Raw genomic sequence first — 15,496 nt, 5'->3', positions numbered from 1 at the left:
TGGCGTTGCAGCATATTAAAAAAATTAATTTTTGAAGATCAATTTAGGATTAGGGCGATTTTTTGCCAGAAGAACGCCCTGATTTTACCCCTGCCCAAACTGTAAGTGGCTTGCCTACATGCTTATAAAGCAAACTCTCAAGAATTACACCATTATTATTAGCAGTTAGAGAAGTGTTTGGCTGCTGTAAATCTTCGTAGAAACCGTTATACCAACCTTTCTCAGACTTGAGATTTTTTTGTACAAAATCAAATAATTGACGAGTGTAAGCATTGTTATAAAGCACATGCCAAGCGATCGCCGCCTTGGTACTGAGAAAGCGCAAATTATTGTGTTTTTCTTGAGTTTCTGTTATGGTCGCCCAAGGTTCGCCATTCACAAGCAAGCTGCTGTAAACAAAGTAGGGAGGACGATCTATGTGATCTTCGGAAACGGCTGTTAACTGTTTTGTATTATGATAACGAGCTTCTTGAGCGGCTAAAACACGATCGGCATAAGCTTTAGGTAAAGCTTGAAAGCCAGTTTCAATGCCATCAAGAATATAAGGCTCGCTCAAAACATAGTTATTAGCTCCCGAATTTTCGTAGTTACGCTGGTCGAAGGGTACACCCTTGCCGTAAAGATTTGCAAAGGCAACGTCAGACTGATAATCTAAAGCTTCATTGGCATCCAAACCCCACAGTTTTAAACCATAGGCGGCATAATTTTCATAGCCTAAGCGTCCTTCTTGGTTATATTGTTCCTTACCTTCGATGACGCTTGTACCATACATTTGCCCGTCTTTAGTCAGACGTTGAACGTGCCAATGCTGCCAGACAGCATCAGACTTAGATTTTAACTGCGGATATTTTGTGCCCACTATTTTGAGCCAGATTGCCATTCGTCCCAAATCAATAGCCGACCAGCCAATTTCGGCTTTTTTATCTGGATGACCGTAATCTACAGGTATTAGGGTTTGAGAATTGTAGACTTTGTTAGGCAATTCTCCCTTATATAAAGGCAAAGATGCTAGAGTATCCAACATTTTGCCAATTTTGAGGTCAAATTCTGTGGCAGATATAAAATTGAGTTCTCTAGCTGCTACGAAAGCGGCGATCGCAGAAGCTTGATCCCACATTGTTATAGTGTTATATCCATCAACAGAATTGACCAAGCCTGTTTCTTTGTTCCAATTACGTTGGAAGTACAACCAAGCCTGATGAGCAGTTGCAACGTCCCAAGGCGTTAATGCTCCTACTCCCGGCGCAACATAAGGAATTGTATTGACTGTCACCTGACTAGGAATTACAGGTGTACCAGGCAATGCTAAAGATTGAGCATCAAGTTTGGCAATAGCTTGTGCTGCTTTGTTATTTGTATCAGAGTGAGAAGTTGAAATTTCAGTTTTTAGCACAGTATCAGTACTAGTTAGCTGCTTAGATAAATAATTTAGACTAGCGATAGCGATTATAGCTGTAACTACCCCTCCCACGGAAGCTAATAAAGATAAGCTTTTAGGGGGTAGTTCAAAATCATGTGTCATGACATCTTACTGCTTTGGCGTGACAAATCATACTTAATTGCTAATACTAGTAATAGCTCTGATTCCCTACGATAAATTAATACAGCTTAACCGCTAAGAACCTAACTGTAACTAGCTTGGGTAAAAGAGTATTGGGCATGGGGAAAGTTTTCCGCCTCCGCTCCCCTGCTTCCCCTACTCCTTCCTCCTTGTCCGCTCTATCCCTTTATTTCCTCTATACCCTGGCAAATTTGTCACTGTGTTGTATCAAGTCATACCAATTCTTCAAATCTAGGCGGCAGATAAAGTATCTACTTAAAGATACAAATTTCTTTCCTTATTGTCATCTTTCAGAGTCTAAGAGAAAAAAGCTATCAGCCATTTTCCTTCATTGCTGATGGGGAAGATAACCTTAAAAGGTTGTTTATATCCTCATAAGTATATTTTTGTAAATATTTCTAAATAAAGTTTCCGAATATACTGGTGAATCAAATTTTCTGGTCTAGTTGTGCCCGTAAAAAGCTTGACTGTAAGAGTTCTGCAATGAAAAAGCAGGGGGAACTCGGGGCTCCTGCAGTCTCAATGTACTTTCTTATATGCTTAACAGCTTAAACTACACAGGTAAGGGGGCACTGCCTCGCCCTCTAGAATATATTTATCTGTCACCAAAATATTTGATTTGGTATTATCTGTAGCTGGCTGTTAGAGATTGCTATAATTCCTAAAACTTTCAATAATATAGTAGTTATAAAAAACAAAGGGCACAAAAATTTTGTGCCCTAACACCTATCAAAATAGGTAAAATTTAATTCTAAATTCCAGACTTAAAGCTAGAGTTTGGTTATTTATTACCTTGTTCCACTATCTTTTTGAGGCGCATATATGCTTCTTCTGCTGTAAGTGGTTCAGAGTGGTTTTCATCTGGAATATAAAATTGTCTGTTATCGGCAAAGTAGCGCACAACAAAACTGGGAATTAGTCCTAATTCCAATGCTTTTTTTCCCAATTCTTCAGCTCTTTCTGATAGGCTAGCCTCATCATGAAAAGAAGGCTTGTTGGTAGTCATAAATATTTCCTCTACATAATTACTAATTCGTAATTGAAAAATTCTAAAAATAATTAGGATTTTTCAGGTTGTTTCAGTTCTGATGAGGTTCTAGATTAGAAGCTCAAATTAAATTCAGAATTTTGAATTATTTACCAGTTAAGTAACATTCGGTAATTAAATTGAAATTTATTATACTATATTTTACTGAAATTGTAGCAATTAATATTTTACTTACACTCTATCGGTAGTGTAAATCTGTTGTTAAATGCTGGGTATATGAATTGACTAGCCGCCAGAGAATGAAGTCTCTGGCTAATAGCTAATACCAATTTCAAGAGCGATCGCTTGCAGGTTTACCATGTAATGTGCGTTAGGTGTAAGCCGTAACGCACGAACAGCGTTGCTAATTTTAACAGTCTATAAAGACAAGCGAGTTGTAATTCTTTGCATTGCTTCTTCTACATTTTCGCGGCTATTAAATGCGGAAATGCGGAAGTAACCTTCACCTGCAGCACCAAAACCAGAACCAGGGGTTCCGACTACATTGACAGTTTGTAGCAATTTATCGAAAAATTCCCAGCTAGATAATCCATTGGGGGTTTTCACCCAAACGTAGGGTGCATTCACACCGCCATAAACTGCTAACCCTGCGGCTGTGAGTTGCTCGCGGATAATTTTGGCGTTTTCTAAATAGAAGCTAACTAGTGTTTTAATTTGAGTTTGTCCCTCTGGAGAGTAAACTGCCTCAGCACCTCGTTGCACAATGTAAGATACACCATTAAACTTGGTGGATTGGCGGCGATTCCACAGCTTCCACAGTTCGACATCAGAACCGTCTGCGGCTTTGGCTGTGAGGGTTTTGGGTACGACGGTTAAGGCGCAGCGAGTTCCTGTAAAGCCTGCATTTTTAGAGAAGGAGCGAAACTCGATCGCAACGTCTCTTGCACCTTCAATCTCATATATAGAATGAGGAATTTCCGGATCGGTAATATAGGCTTCGTAGGCTGCATCAAAGAAAATGATGGAGTTATTGGCCTTAGCATAGTCTACCCATGCTTGGAGATGCGCTTTGCTAGCAGTTGCACCTGTGGGGTTGTTGGGGAAGCAAAGATAAATTAAATCAACTTTTTGTGAGGGAATCTCTGCAGTGAAGTTGTTCTCTGCGGTAATGGGGAGATAGACTAAGCCAGCAAACTCGCCTTTATCGTTAGCGGTTCCTGTATTTCCTGCCATCACGTTGGTGTCTACATAGACAGGATAAACAGGATCGGTAACAGCGATCGCATTATCATGTCCAAAGATTTCCAAAATATTGCCTGTATCGCACTTGGAACCGTCGGAGATAAAGATTTCGGAAGCGTCGATGTCGGCTCCCCGTGCTTGGAAATCTTGAGCCGCAATTTTTTCTCTTAACCAAGCATAGCCTTGTTCTGGCCCATAGCCTTTGAAGGTAGCGCGATCGCCCATTTCTTCTACGGCTTTGATCATGGCTGTGCGACAGGCTTCAGGTAAAGGTTCTGTGACATCACCAATCCCAAGCCGAATGATTTTTGCATCTGGATTAGCTTCAGCAAAAGCATTCACCCGTCGTGCAATTTCCGGAAACAGGTAACCAGCTTTTAACTTGAGGTAGTTGTCGTTAATCGTTGCCATAGTAGATTGTGAAAAACGCCCTCAAACAGCTTACCGAATTTTGAGATTTTAGATTTTAGATTTTGGATTGTTGGCGTAGCCTCTCCGTCAGGAGAAGATTTATAAGTTAATTGCTAATTGCTGGGTGCGATCGCATCTTGTGTTGGCTGTTGACTGTTGACGACTAATAAACTCCAATCTAGAATTTTGCTCCTGCTTTCTTGAGTACAGCAACTATCTTTTGCCAATTACCTCCAGTCGCAACACTCAGTGGTGATGCACCCATCTGATTTTTAACATTTATCTTCGCGCCCTTTGCTATTAGCATTTGTACAACTTTTACATAATCATCTTCATAGTATTGAGCAGGAGGAGAGCAAGCAAACATGAGTGCAGTACTACCTTTTAGGCTTTTGGCATTAACTACAGCACCTCTGTCTAACAGTAACTTTGTCATTTCTACCCCAGCACGATAGGTATATCTAGCTGCAACCATCAAAGGTGTAATGCCATATTGATCGCCATAATTCACATTTGCGCCTCGTCGCAGCATCATTTGCACACTTTGCATGGCACCATCACTCACCGCCAGCGCAAAATATCTATCGGGATCACCACCATTATCAAGATAATTTTTTACCACATCAATCTGATCGGTTGAAACTGCTTCAATTAATATTTCATCTTGACTCTGTACTTCTGTTTGAGCAATAGCAACAGAGGGTGAGCAAAGCAATATAAGTGCTAACAGTAATCCCAGCTTACTGCATAAGTATTTTTTATTCATAGCTCAAGCAAAATCTTCTACTGGAGCCAAACTTCACTTTAGGAACAATCTTTTCCGGACTGTACCAAATTTTCTTCTTAAATCTATATTAGTGTCAAAAATCAAAGCTTCGTAGCGTCTCGTTCGCGCTGGCGTTGCGTAGCATAGATTTGTAATCTCCCCTGATGCTGGGATTCCTTCCCTACGCTACCCTTCTCCTGCAGAGACGCTACGCGAACGGGAAGCCGCCTTTCAGGCATCTACGTTGCAGTCGCAATGACATTATCGGCGTTGCGTAAGTCTTATAGGGGACAAGCCCCTATCTAATATTTAATAACCAGAATCGCCAGTAGTTGCTGATTCTTGAATTACGACTTGTGACTGTTGAGGACTAACTTTCGATCCACCTCTTCTAGCAATTTGCTGTTGGGAAAACATTTCTCGCAAAACCATTGCTGGATCTACATAGTTAGTGTCATACTTCAATCCCCAATGTAAATGAGGCCCGGTAGTCCTTCCAGTCATTCCTACTCGCCCAATTCTAAAACCTGTGGGGATATTTTGACCTTCAGCAATTTGAATTCCACCTGCGCGATCCACTAGATAACGACGACCGGAGATGACTTCTACATTGCCTTCCATGTGACAATAAGTATGCTCCCATGTGCCGGATTTAATGATGATATGGGTACCGCAAGCATTGCGATCGCCTACTTTCAATACTCTACCAGCCCACCAATTGCGAATGTAACTACCTTGTGGAGCTGCAATATCTAAGCCACCATGAAATTCCCAATTACTACCACCAGTAGCAGAACGGCGATAACCAAAAGCCGAACTATAGCCTTGAAAGTTTTCTACAGGAAAAGATGCAGCTAGCCAAGCGTTGCTAGAATTGGCTTTATTTGACTTAACTTCTCTAGCTCCAGCAACTTCTGGTTTCGGTAATATAGTAATTAAACTTACCAGACTCAATCCTATTGTTAATAAAGTAGCTCCGTATACTAATGCTTTTTTCTGACGCATACTCATTTTTCGTCCTCAATCCAATTGATGTATCAGTAAATTGCTTGAAAATTACAGGTGAATATGTTTAAAAAAGCTGCTGTATCAGCCAATTTATTATTGATATTGCAATATCAAGACATGATAATATATCACTTATAAACATTGTCATGTCAAGTTATCTGGCTAACAAATCAGATTTTTTAAATATCAAATTAGTGGGTTTAATTAGTGCAATTAAAAACCAAATAATCGGATTTAATTCGGCATTTATCATACATTTCAGTACACAAGTATAATCGCTAATCGGCGTAGTGTTTAGCTAGGAATTACGGATTAATTGCATATCTAAGAGAAAATACCTGTGCTTGTTTTCACGGAGCAATAGTGTATGTAAGTTTATTTGCCAGAGGCTACAAGTAGAGTCATGGCTGAGATAATTTACTACTAAGCGAATTGCACATCCGGTAAAATACTGTTAATTTTAGTCAGAAAATTGATGCAACTGCTAATTGAGCATCGATCCCAGCTTTAACGCTAAAATTAGGCATTTGCGACAACAAGCTATGCTGACAGAACTTTTGCCTTTCCAGTTTGAATTGGATAAAATTGCGATCGCTGGAGCGAGTTTGTGGTCTTTGGCATTATATTTAGCTTTTTCACGAGTTAGTGAATGGGTAATTGTGCAGCTAAATCGTTGGTTTAACTTCGCTGAACGATCGCTCTACACCAGTCAATCAGAATTTGAGAAAACTCGTAAAGCCAGAGAATCCCAAAACGCTTTCTACGCTTCCTTGTTTAGTATTGTGCCGTTTTTGATAGTAGGCGCTTTAGTTTACTGGGGTGTTGAAATCAGTTTAGGTCGTAGTTGGGGAATTAGTACAGGAATACTTGCTTGTATTTCTTCTGGTATTTATGAACTAGGAAGGCGAGATGGAAGTTCTTCTGATGAATAGACAGCAGAAGTAACGCACGAAAAGCATTGCTACTTCAGCAACGGTTACTTCCCAGATCCCCGACTTTTTCCCAAAGTCGGGGATCTCAATTTCGTTGAGGCGATCGCACAAGCAGCTTTTCCTGACTCCACAAGCGTTTCCAGTATGACAACCCGAAATTTTAAACTATATTTAGCTCAAGAAAAAACTGGGGTGAGATAATGCGGATAGCGGTGATCAGTGATTATACAATTGCCAAAGCCAGCGATCGCACTTATATAAGGACAGTATTCTATAAATATGACACTATAGAATACAGTCAAATCATCTCAAACTCGTGAGTCAACCAGATCCACTTTTAGCGAAAATCCTATCGGGGATATCTGATACAGCAATCCCTTTTGCCCAACTATGGCAACTTTTAACTAGACTAGGCTTTGATGAAAATATTCGTGGCGGACATTACATTTTTACCAAACAAGGTGTTGAAGAAATATTAAACTTACAACACCATAATGGCAAAGCCAAAGCCTACCAAATTAAATTAGTCCGTGCAGTCATTCTGAAATACCAGTTAGGAACTAAAAATGAACCTTCGTTATGAAATAATTCTCTACTGGAGTAAAGAAGACCAAGCCTTTATTGCTGAAGTTCCAGAATTACCAGGATGTGCTGCTGATGGACAAACTTATCAAGAAGCACTGAAAAATACAGAAATTATTATGAAAGAATGGGTTGAAACTGCTAAAAAATTAGGTCGTCAAATTCCTGAACCTAAACAACGCATAATCTTTACTTAAAACAGTCAAAATATTGCTCTGTCCTGGCGAATTTTATTTGCCCTTATATAGATAAAAAATCAAAGTAGGATGCGTTAGTAACGCATCCTACGTTAATTTCAAAAATTAATAATTGCAGCTATTCTTTAGACTGATTAAATAATTCCAGTAAACCAACAGTACCGACAAAAAAAGTATAAGTAGCGTATTTTATGGGCAGCTGCTTTCTGGAAGGTGCATAGAAACCTGCGATCATTGCTTCAACTAAATGGCAAGAGACAGCAAAACGCTCAAACCAAAAAATGGGAGTGAGGCTACTTGGTACTTGAATATTATGGGTAATTGCATAAATATTCCACAGTTCTAACCCAATAGCGCTGGATATAAGAACTGTAGATATGACTTTGATCATAGGTGCAAATTTTTCCTGGATATACTTGAAATTCATGCAATAGCAACCCTATTTAAATTTTGTTTTTTATCTAAAATTTTTTATTCAGTATTAATTTATCATTTTTAGCGGTTCAAAAATGATTTGAGATTGCTATATCTGGCATTTATGCTGGTGTAAAAATTACACTAATAATCAAGAGAAAATCTTTCATTTCCCTAATTTTTATATTTTTGATTAAGCGTCATGCCTAATCTATTAAATCTGCACGGGGTTTAAAAGTTTCAATTTCCCGCAATTTTTCATACAGTTCCCGTTCTTCAGCACTAATAGTTTTAGGGGTAAGTATTTGAATTTCAACTAATTGGTCACCACGTTTACCGTTGTCGTTGGGATAGCCTTTGTTTGCTAAACGGAATCTTTGACCAGACCTCACGCCGGAGGGAATGGTCATTTTTACGGGGCCATCAAGAGTTGGTGCTTCTACCTGTCCACCTAAAACGGCTTCACTGGGAGTGACTGGAACTTGGCAGAAAATATTAGAACCATCTAGCTTAAACAAAGGATGTGGTTCGACGGTAATTTTTAAATATAAATCTCCGCCACCAATACCTTGGTTTCGTAGCCGGATAGTTTGACCTGTGACCATTCCAGGCGGCATACTCACTTCTAGCGATCGCCCATCCTCAAGTCTAATTCTTTCATTACCGCCTACATAAGCTTTTTCTAGGGGTAGGGTTAACCTAGCTTCAATATCCCGACGGGCGGGGCGTGGTTGGCTTTTGGGGACTGTATACTCAACTCGGCTTTTAGTCGCCCGAAATGGATCGTTATTTGTGTTGTTAGCTGCACCATTTCTGCTGCTTTTACCATTACCTACGCCAATCACCTGATTAATAAAACTTTCAAAATCAGGAAATTGACTGGGATCTACTTCTTGATTGTTGCGATTGTTATTGCGATTATCGCCCCAGGTTTTAGCTTTGGGGGTTTGTTTATTAAAGCCTTTTTGTTTCCAGTAGCGGCTAAATTGGTCATATTGTGCGCGCTTGGCTGTATCGGAAAGGATTTCATAAGCCTCGCCAATATCCTTAAATTTCTCCTCAGCTTCTTTGTTTCCAGGGTTGAGATCGGGGTGATACTGTCGCGCTAACCGCCGATAAACCTTTTTAATTTCCTCGCTTGAGGCTTCTTTAGGTACTCCTAAAATCTCGTAATAATCACGAAAATTCTGCAAATTTTGCATAGTTCAGTTATTCAACTTTAAATTTGAGATTGTAGTTTTTGGTAATAGGTAATGGATACAGTCAGTTGTCAGCTGTTGTTTTGCTTCACGCTGACTAATAACAAATTACCAATCACCAATCACCAAATCCGAATTTTGAATTAATTTCATTTGCTAGGAGTTACAGCCAATCATCATCATCATCCCAGTTATCTTGGTAGCTGGGGCGCGATCGCCGATTAGACTGATTGTCAGAGGAGGAACGATTATCTCTGCCATAGCCGCGGTTAGAATCTCTGTTGTAGTCTCTACCGGAATTGCCACTGTAGTCTCTGTTAGAGTCTCTACTGGAATTGCCACTGTAGTCTCTACCGGAATTGCCACTATAGTCTCTGTTAGAGTCTCTGCCGTAGTCTCTACTAGAATTGCCGCTATAGTCTCTACCAGAATTCCCGCCGCCATAGGAATTATTATCCCAATAGGAATCTCCTCGGGAATAATCGCGATCGCGTTCCCGTTCTTTGTCGCCACCGGTAAAGATGTCGCGGATTGTCCCAAATAAATCGTCGTCTTCGTCCTCAGCATAGTACTGGCGGACTTCGCGATTTAGTTCATACAAAGCATCTTGCAGGTCAGCGTAGGCTTGGTCAATGCCGCGATCGTCGTCTTGCTGTAAACTGTCTTTGAGTTCGCGACAAATATTGTCGATGCGTTGGCGACGGCTGCGGGCGAACTGCATCCCAAATTCTAGGGCGATTTCTCGCAGTTGGCGTTCGGCTTGTAAAATTAACGCTTCGGAACGAGTCCGCTTTTCTACTCTTTCTTTGCGTTCCCGGTCAATATCGGCGTATTTTTGAGCATCCTGAATCATGCGATTAACTTCTGATTCGCTCAAGGTAGAAGCGCCTTGAATTGTGATACTCTGCTCTCTGCCGGTGGTTCTATCTAAGGCTGTTACTTGTAAAATGCCGTTAGCGTCAATATCAAATGATACTTGAATTTGGGGAATGCCTCGCGGTGCTGGGGGAATACCATACAGCTTGAATCTTCCTAAAGATTTGTTATTAGCTGCCATTTCCCGTTCACCTTGGACTACGTGGATTTCCACGGTATTTTGGTTATTTTCTGATGTCGAGAAAATGTCAGAACGGCGGACTGGGATAGTGGTGTTGCGGGGAATTAATTTTTTCATCACGCCGCCGATGGTTTCCAAGCCCACAGATAGGGGAGTAACATCCAACAGCAGCACATCTTTCAGTTCCCCAGCCAAAATACCTGCTTGAATGGCTGCACCTACAGCCACCACTTCATCGGGGTTGACATTTTCGCTAGGTTCTGCACCAATTAAGTCTCGCACTAACTGCTTCACCATCGGAATCCTGGTAGAACCGCCTACTAACACCACTTCTTCAATATCTGCGGGTGCTAGTCCAGAATCTTTAAGGGCGCGTTTCACTGGGGTGCGTAAACGTCCCACCAAATCACCGCATAAACCTTCAAATTGGGCACGAGTCAGGCGAGTTTCTAGGTGTTTGGGGCCGTCCTCTGTGGCGGTGATAAAAGGTAAGTTAATCTCGGTAACACTAACTGCCGAAAGTTCGATTTTGGCTTTTTCTGCTGCTTCCATCAGCCGTTGTAAAGCCTGGCGATCGCGTCTTAAATCTACACTTTCCGCTTCTAAAAATTGTTCTGCTAACCAATCAACTATTTTTCTGTCAAAATCATTACCACCAAGTTGGGTATCTCCACTAGTGGCTTTAACTTCAAAAACCCCATCGCCAACTTCTAAAATCGATACGTCAAATGTACCGCCACCTAAATCGAATACTAAGATGGTCTCCGTATCGCCCCGATCCATTCCGTAGGCTAAAGAAGCGGCTGTCGGTTCATTGAGAATCCGCAATACATCTAAACCAGCAATTCTGCCTGCGTCTCTAGTGGCTTGGCGCTGGGAATCATTAAAATAAGCGGGAACTGTAATTACTGCCCCTGTCACCGGTTCGCCTAAATAGCGGCTAGCATCGTCTGCCAATTTCTTCAGCACCATTGCCGAAACTTCTTCTGGGGCGAATTCCTTATTTAACCGGGGACAGGCAACTTTGATATTACCAACTTCATCTTTGCGGATAGTATAGGGTACACGCTTAGATTCTGGGCTTAATTCACCATACTTCCGCCCAATAAAGCGTTTCACAGCAAAAAAAGTGTTTTGGGGATTAAGGACGGTTTGTCGTCGTGCCATTTGCCCCACGACTCGTTCACCTTCTTTGCTAAAGCCAACAACGGAGGGGGTTGTTCGCGTTCCTTCTGCATTGGCAATCACCACCGGCTTGCCACCCTCCATTACGGCGACTACTGAGTTGGTTGTACCCAAGTCGATGCCGACTACCTTGCCCATGCGTTACTCTTCTCCTAAATGTGTCTTAACTATATATATTATGATTGGAAGAGACTGCCCCTAGCTTGATGCTGTGGAATCGGTATACCTCATCTAAATATTGATGATTTAGGTAAGAGCGATCGCACCCTTAGCCAAAGAAGCTAGTTGCAAGACTAGGATAACATTGACATAAACAATTGAATTTAAAAGCACGTCTCCAAGCTTACCTATCAGAAATAGCGCGAGAACGCGATCCCTATATGGCGACAGCCGGACATTTTTTTGTCCAAGAATATATTCGTCAGCAATTTAGCCAATGGGGAAGTGTGGAAATCCACACCTTTGATGTTGGGGGAAAAATTTGTCAGAATCTTATTTTAAATTTGCCGCCAGCAGCTACAAAACAACAGCGAAATTTACCACCAATTTTAATAGCAGCTCACTATGATGGTGTACCGGGAACAGTAGCCGCTGATGATAATGCTACAGGTGTGGCGGTTCTGTTGGAATTGGCGAGCAAGTTTGCAGCTGAACCAGTTAAATATCCCTTGCGGCTGGTGGCTTTTGATATGGAAGAATATGGCTTATTAGGTAGTGCTGAATATGCAGCTTTATTACGCCAACAACAGCAACCACTACGCTTAATGTTGTCTTTAGAAATGTTGGGATATCAAGACTCTACTCCTGGTAGCCAAAGTTATCCCCCTCCCTTAGAACGCTTTTACCCCAATACTGGGGATTTCATTGCTTTAATTGGAAATCTGCGAACCATTCCTGACTTAATTAGCATGAGTCGCAATATTCGCCAAGCTGGTATAGGTAGCCAGTGGTTACCAGTTCCCAATCGCGGTTTAATTGTGCCGCAAACGAGACTTAGTGATCATGCACCTTTTTGGGATGCTGGCTATCCGGCAGTTATGGTGACAGATACGGCATTTATGAGGAACCCGCATTATCATAAACCAAGCGATACGATCGCGAGCTTAGATTTAGATTTTCTCACAAGTGTTTGTACAGGGCTAGAAATTGCTATTCGGCGGTTGTGAAATTGGGATTAATTACCGAGACTCAAATCTTCTGTATTAGTCAAGTTGCTGGAAAGCGATCGCACATTTGGCGTTAAGCCGATTAAATCATCAATATTGCGTTTCATTGTTTGGCAAATTGCGTCCAAAGGCAAATCATTATCATCATAACCAAAGGGGTTTTCGATTTCTAAGCCGATAGCTTCAATGCCAAATAATGTAAAACTGACTAAAGCTGCAATTAAACCAGTCCACCAACCCAAGCTTTGCACCATTTGAAATGGTAACAGCAGACAATAAAGAAATAATAATTGCTTTAAATGAATTGCATAGGCAAGGGGCATTGGTGTTCTTAAAATCCGTTCGCAAATTCCTAAATTATCGACTAAATTATTCAATAATTCTTGCATAGATGTTAACTGGTAGCTATTGAGGCATTTGTAGTTATATCTTTGCTGTAAATAATCGCCAATCCAAAAAGCCACTTCTATTGGCGGATTATTCATGATTTTCAATTCCTGATACATAGACGACGGCATCAATTCTTTTAACTCCTGATTGACAGGTTCACCGCGTAAATGTAATTTCGTTGCCACAGCAAAAGCTACTAATAGATATAAAGCTGTAATTTTATTTTTTCTATCTTCTGGAGAAACTTCATCAACGCTGACCCAAATTTGCCTTGCTAAATTTCTCACAGTATTGACTATTGCACCCCAACTTTTTCTACCTTCCCAAAAACGCTCATAAGCTGTGTTTGTGCGGAAAACTAGTAATAAACCTAAAACAATACTGGGAATAACGCTGCCTAATATAGGTTGGGAAACTGGAAACTTATAATAGTGAAGTGTAGAAATAATAATTCCAAAAATTCCAAACAATAAGACATTTTTAGCAATAGCTGAGATCACCGAGCCTTTAAGCTGTAAAACCATTGGAACCCGTTTTAATTTGTCAGCTGCCATGCAATTTACCTAAATAACCAATAAAGTGAGCGTTAGATAACCTCAAAATAATAACTCTAGCGGTAGTACAATTGGCAACAATGATGACACAGAAAGTTTTGCGGTGTCTTGCGGCTAAATCTCATTGTCTCTGTATCCCCAATCCTTTCAGGATTTTCAAGTTGGAATTGAGTTTGGGGAAAAGGTTAAAGGGTAAGGGTTAAAGGTTTTTTCTGGCCCCTTTCCCCCGCCAAGTTGTCTTGGCGTAGTTTAGGGAAATATTAAGCTGGCGTTAATATCTTATACAGTAGAAAACTTTCTTAGGATACAAGTAACATAAAAGTGTCAAGTAGGGTAGGCATTGCTAACCCTGCAAATTATTGAACAAAGGTAATTAAAAATGGGTCGCCTAAATCCCTACACCCTACAAATGCAGATTACTCGGATGTTTGAGCAAGGTCAAACATTCTTTGCCACTACCAAAGTCCAAGAATGGTTGAAAGAACGCAATCACGATCCACTAGACTATGACATTATTTTCCATAAAAAACCTGCTCCTCCTGGTTCTAAAGAAGTTATGGTAGTGGAAATTGAATTGCGTCGCAAAGATGGACAGCCGGTAGACCCCTGGTTACAAGAACAAGCCAATCTTCATGCCTGATTTTTTGCTAATTTAGGCATTTTAAATATTAGCAGTCTTCAAGTTAACTTTTCATTATCTTGAGAAAATTTTTCTAAAAAGAGCGTTCCTGATTGCGGAATGCTCTTTGTTATTCTTGGAGTTATCAAGAATACTTTTTCTGCGCTGAAAATGAAAGCTAATAGATTTTGGGTATTTGCATTTTGGGTTTACTTTGGCATTTTGATGTCTATCTCGCTATCTGCATATCTAAAAATTATCCCCACCGAACTAGCGCAATTTCCTCATTATGATACTATTTTGCATTTTCTTCTATTAGGTATAGCCGCTTTTATCAGCCATTTAGCTGGGAATAAACGTAAAATTCAAATTTTGAATATTTCTTTGCCATTGGCTCCCATGATTGTGATATTAATTTGTGTAATAGATGAAATAATTCAATTCTTTGTACCTTATCGTTCTTTTGATTTATTTGATTTAACTGCTGACCTTTGCGGTATTGTTTTTTTTACTTGGTTAGCAGAAAGAAAAAAACTGAAAACCTCGTAAAAATTTTATTTTGACCCCAGCCCTGTTAATTTCTGTGTTAATTTTCTGTGTGGATTAATTGCTGATGTCATCAACCTAAGAAGCCCAGCCTTAACATGGACTGGATTTTATCTTAATCTGCTTAACCCGAACTCAGGTTTTTCTACTCAAAAATCAAGTGCACGAACTCGTGAATCAAGTTCACAAACTCGTGCATCAAGTACAGGACTCGTGAATCAAGTTCACGAACTCGTGCATTAAGTTCACGACTTGTGAATCAAGTGCACGAACTCGTGCATTAAGTTTACAACTTGTGAATCAAGTGCACGAACTCGTGCATCAAGTTTACAGATCGTGCATTAGCTTCACAATCGATAAACCAGGTAATATGAACAAATTTCAGTAAATATATGCCCAGACGCGTGCTGGCTAATTGGCACAACTTATAGGTTATTTTAGCTTGCATTTACGAATCACCTTCGGAGCGGGAACAGGGAATAGGGAACAGGGAACAGAGGAAAAAGGCATTGGTGTCAACTTAAGCTAAAAGCTATATAGGGCAGGCGTTGTACAAATACCTCGCGCCCTCATCCCCTAACCCCTTCTCCCGCAGGAGAAGGGGAACTAAGGGACTTCCAAATAAAAAAATATCCCAGTATTTATTGTGGGGTGGACATCTTGTCCGCCCAGCTTATGT

General features: G+C 40.5%; 15 protein-coding genes and 1 pseudogene. 7 read left to right on the top strand and 9 right to left on the bottom strand.

Annotated elements, in window-relative coordinates; all coding sequences use genetic code 11:
• Positions 1 to 49: 49 nt before the first annotated feature.
• From HGR01_RS04000 to HGR01_RS03980, 5 genes are all read right to left on the bottom strand, one after another.
• Positions 50 to 1,522 carry a DUF3131 domain-containing protein gene (locus HGR01_RS04000; RefSeq protein ID WP_194007786.1) on the bottom strand — a complete coding sequence of 491 codons (1,473 nt, stop codon included), beginning with the start codon at positions 1,520 to 1,522 and terminating at the stop codon, positions 50 to 52.
• A gap of 820 nt (positions 1,523 to 2,342) precedes the next feature.
• Entirely contained in the window at positions 2,343 to 2,567 is a 225-nt protein-coding gene (locus HGR01_RS03995; RefSeq protein WP_045872682.1) for a hypothetical protein, read from the bottom strand.
• A 399-nt stretch (positions 2,568 to 2,966) separates the two neighbouring features.
• Positions 2,967 to 4,202: an LL-diaminopimelate aminotransferase gene (locus tag HGR01_RS03990; protein WP_045872683.1), complete on the bottom strand. Its 1,236-nt coding sequence runs from the start codon at positions 4,200 to 4,202 to the stop codon at positions 2,967 to 2,969.
• A gap of 178 nt (positions 4,203 to 4,380) precedes the next feature.
• Positions 4,381 to 4,968, bottom strand: coding sequence for an ankyrin repeat domain-containing protein (locus HGR01_RS03985; RefSeq protein WP_045872684.1), 588 nt, complete (start codon positions 4,966 to 4,968; stop codon positions 4,381 to 4,383).
• A gap of 309 nt (positions 4,969 to 5,277) precedes the next feature.
• Complete coding sequence (locus HGR01_RS03980; protein ID WP_045872685.1) at positions 5,278 to 5,979, bottom strand: M23 family metallopeptidase; 702 nt, start codon at positions 5,977 to 5,979, stop codon at positions 5,278 to 5,280.
• Between the two features lie 539 nt (positions 5,980 to 6,518).
• On the opposite strand from HGR01_RS03980, the gene HGR01_RS03975 reads away from it, so the two are divergent.
• The 3 genes from HGR01_RS03975 to HGR01_RS03965 all read left to right on the top strand — a co-directional run bounded on the left by HGR01_RS03975 (position 6,519) and on the right by HGR01_RS03965 (position 7,687).
• A complete protein-coding gene (locus HGR01_RS03975; RefSeq protein ID WP_045872743.1) occupies positions 6,519 to 6,908 on the top strand; it encodes a hypothetical protein in 390 nt (129 codons plus the stop codon).
• 316 nt (positions 6,909 to 7,224) lie between these two features.
• Complete coding sequence (locus HGR01_RS03970) at positions 7,225 to 7,491, top strand: toxin HicA (RefSeq protein WP_045872686.1); 267 nt, start codon at positions 7,225 to 7,227, stop codon at positions 7,489 to 7,491.
• The gene (locus HGR01_RS03965; RefSeq protein ID WP_045872687.1) at positions 7,475 to 7,687 is read left to right on the top strand and encodes a type II toxin-antitoxin system HicB family antitoxin; all 213 of its coding nucleotides are present in this window, start codon (positions 7,475 to 7,477) and stop codon (positions 7,685 to 7,687) included. Before HGR01_RS03970 ends, HGR01_RS03965 begins: the two co-directional genes overlap by 17 nt.
• Positions 7,688 to 7,805: 118 nt before the next feature.
• On the opposite strand, the gene HGR01_RS03960 is transcribed toward HGR01_RS03965, so the two are convergent.
• The 3 genes from HGR01_RS03960 to dnaK all read right to left on the bottom strand — a co-directional run bounded on the left by HGR01_RS03960 (position 7,806) and on the right by dnaK (position 11,680).
• On the bottom strand, positions 7,806 to 8,078 hold the full coding sequence (locus HGR01_RS03960) for a hypothetical protein (RefSeq protein WP_228045406.1): 273 nt from the start codon (positions 8,076 to 8,078) through the stop codon (positions 7,806 to 7,808).
• 229 nt (positions 8,079 to 8,307) lie between these two features.
• Entirely contained in the window at positions 8,308 to 9,303 is a 996-nt protein-coding gene (locus HGR01_RS03955) for a DnaJ C-terminal domain-containing protein (RefSeq protein WP_045872689.1), read from the bottom strand.
• Between the two features lie 160 nt (positions 9,304 to 9,463).
• A complete protein-coding gene (gene dnaK / locus HGR01_RS03950; RefSeq protein ID WP_045872690.1) occupies positions 9,464 to 11,680 on the bottom strand; it encodes a molecular chaperone DnaK in 2,217 nt (738 codons plus the stop codon).
• 179 nt (positions 11,681 to 11,859) lie between these two features.
• On the opposite strand from dnaK, the gene HGR01_RS03945 reads away from it, so the two are divergent.
• Entirely contained in the window at positions 11,860 to 12,708 is an 849-nt protein-coding gene (locus HGR01_RS03945; RefSeq protein ID WP_045872691.1) for a M28 family peptidase, read from the top strand.
• 8 nt (positions 12,709 to 12,716) lie between these two features.
• On the opposite strand, the gene HGR01_RS03940 is transcribed toward HGR01_RS03945, so the two are convergent.
• The gene (locus tag HGR01_RS03940; RefSeq protein WP_045872692.1) at positions 12,717 to 13,652 is read right to left on the bottom strand and encodes a bestrophin family protein; all 936 of its coding nucleotides are present in this window, start codon (positions 13,650 to 13,652) and stop codon (positions 12,717 to 12,719) included.
• Between the two features lie 379 nt (positions 13,653 to 14,031).
• Here HGR01_RS03940 and HGR01_RS03935 point away from each other — a divergent pair, with 379 nt between their 5' ends.
• The 3 genes and pseudogenes from HGR01_RS03935 to HGR01_RS41905 all read left to right on the top strand — a co-directional run.
• Positions 14,032 to 14,292, top strand: coding sequence for a hypothetical protein (locus tag HGR01_RS03935; RefSeq protein WP_045872693.1), 261 nt, complete (start codon positions 14,032 to 14,034; stop codon positions 14,290 to 14,292).
• A 150-nt stretch (positions 14,293 to 14,442) separates the two neighbouring features.
• On the top strand, positions 14,443 to 14,820 hold the full coding sequence (locus HGR01_RS03930) for a VanZ family protein (protein WP_045872744.1): 378 nt from the start codon (positions 14,443 to 14,445) through the stop codon (positions 14,818 to 14,820).
• A gap of 18 nt (positions 14,821 to 14,838) precedes the next feature.
• Positions 14,839 to 14,936 (top strand): annotated as a pseudogene (locus tag HGR01_RS41905) (IS982 family transposase); the annotation flags it as partial.
• Between the last annotated feature and the right edge of the window lie 560 nt (positions 14,937 to 15,496).

Source organism: Tolypothrix sp. PCC 7712 (assembly GCF_025860405.1).
GTDB classification, from domain to species: domain Bacteria; phylum Cyanobacteriota; class Cyanobacteriia; order Cyanobacteriales; family Nostocaceae; genus Aulosira; species Aulosira diplosiphon.
The sequence above is the reverse complement of the archived record's forward strand: the minus strand, read 5'-3'. Positions and strand labels throughout refer to the sequence as shown.

Excerpts from the sequence above, each read along its gene's own strand:
- HGR01_RS04000 (WP_194007786.1), bottom strand. The coding sequence starts at position 1,522 with ATGACACATGATTTTGAACTACCCCCTAAAAGCTTATCTTTATTAGCT.
- HGR01_RS03995 (WP_045872682.1), bottom strand. The coding sequence starts at position 2,567 with ATGACTACCAACAAGCCTTCTTTTCATGATGAGGCTAGCCTATCAGAA.
- HGR01_RS03990 (WP_045872683.1), bottom strand. The coding sequence starts at position 4,202 with ATGGCAACGATTAACGACAACTACCTCAAGTTAAAAGCTGGTTACCTG.
- HGR01_RS03985 (WP_045872684.1), bottom strand. The coding sequence starts at position 4,968 with ATGAATAAAAAATACTTATGCAGTAAGCTGGGATTACTGTTAGCACTT.
- HGR01_RS03980 (WP_045872685.1), bottom strand. The coding sequence starts at position 5,979 with ATGAGTATGCGTCAGAAAAAAGCATTAGTATACGGAGCTACTTTATTA.
- HGR01_RS03975 (WP_045872743.1), top strand. The coding sequence starts at position 6,519 with ATGCTGACAGAACTTTTGCCTTTCCAGTTTGAATTGGATAAAATTGCG.
- HGR01_RS03965 (WP_045872687.1), top strand. The coding sequence starts at position 7,475 with ATGAACCTTCGTTATGAAATAATTCTCTACTGGAGTAAAGAAGACCAA.
- HGR01_RS03960 (WP_228045406.1), bottom strand. The coding sequence starts at position 8,078 with ATGATCAAAGTCATATCTACAGTTCTTATATCCAGCGCTATTGGGTTA.
- HGR01_RS03955 (WP_045872689.1), bottom strand. The coding sequence starts at position 9,303 with ATGCAAAATTTGCAGAATTTTCGTGATTATTACGAGATTTTAGGAGTA.
- dnaK (WP_045872690.1), bottom strand. The coding sequence starts at position 11,680 with ATGGGCAAGGTAGTCGGCATCGACTTGGGTACAACCAACTCAGTAGTC.
- HGR01_RS03940 (WP_045872692.1), bottom strand. The coding sequence starts at position 13,652 with ATGGCAGCTGACAAATTAAAACGGGTTCCAATGGTTTTACAGCTTAAA.
- HGR01_RS03935 (WP_045872693.1), top strand. The coding sequence starts at position 14,032 with ATGGGTCGCCTAAATCCCTACACCCTACAAATGCAGATTACTCGGATG.
- HGR01_RS03930 (WP_045872744.1), top strand. The coding sequence starts at position 14,443 with ATGAAAGCTAATAGATTTTGGGTATTTGCATTTTGGGTTTACTTTGGC.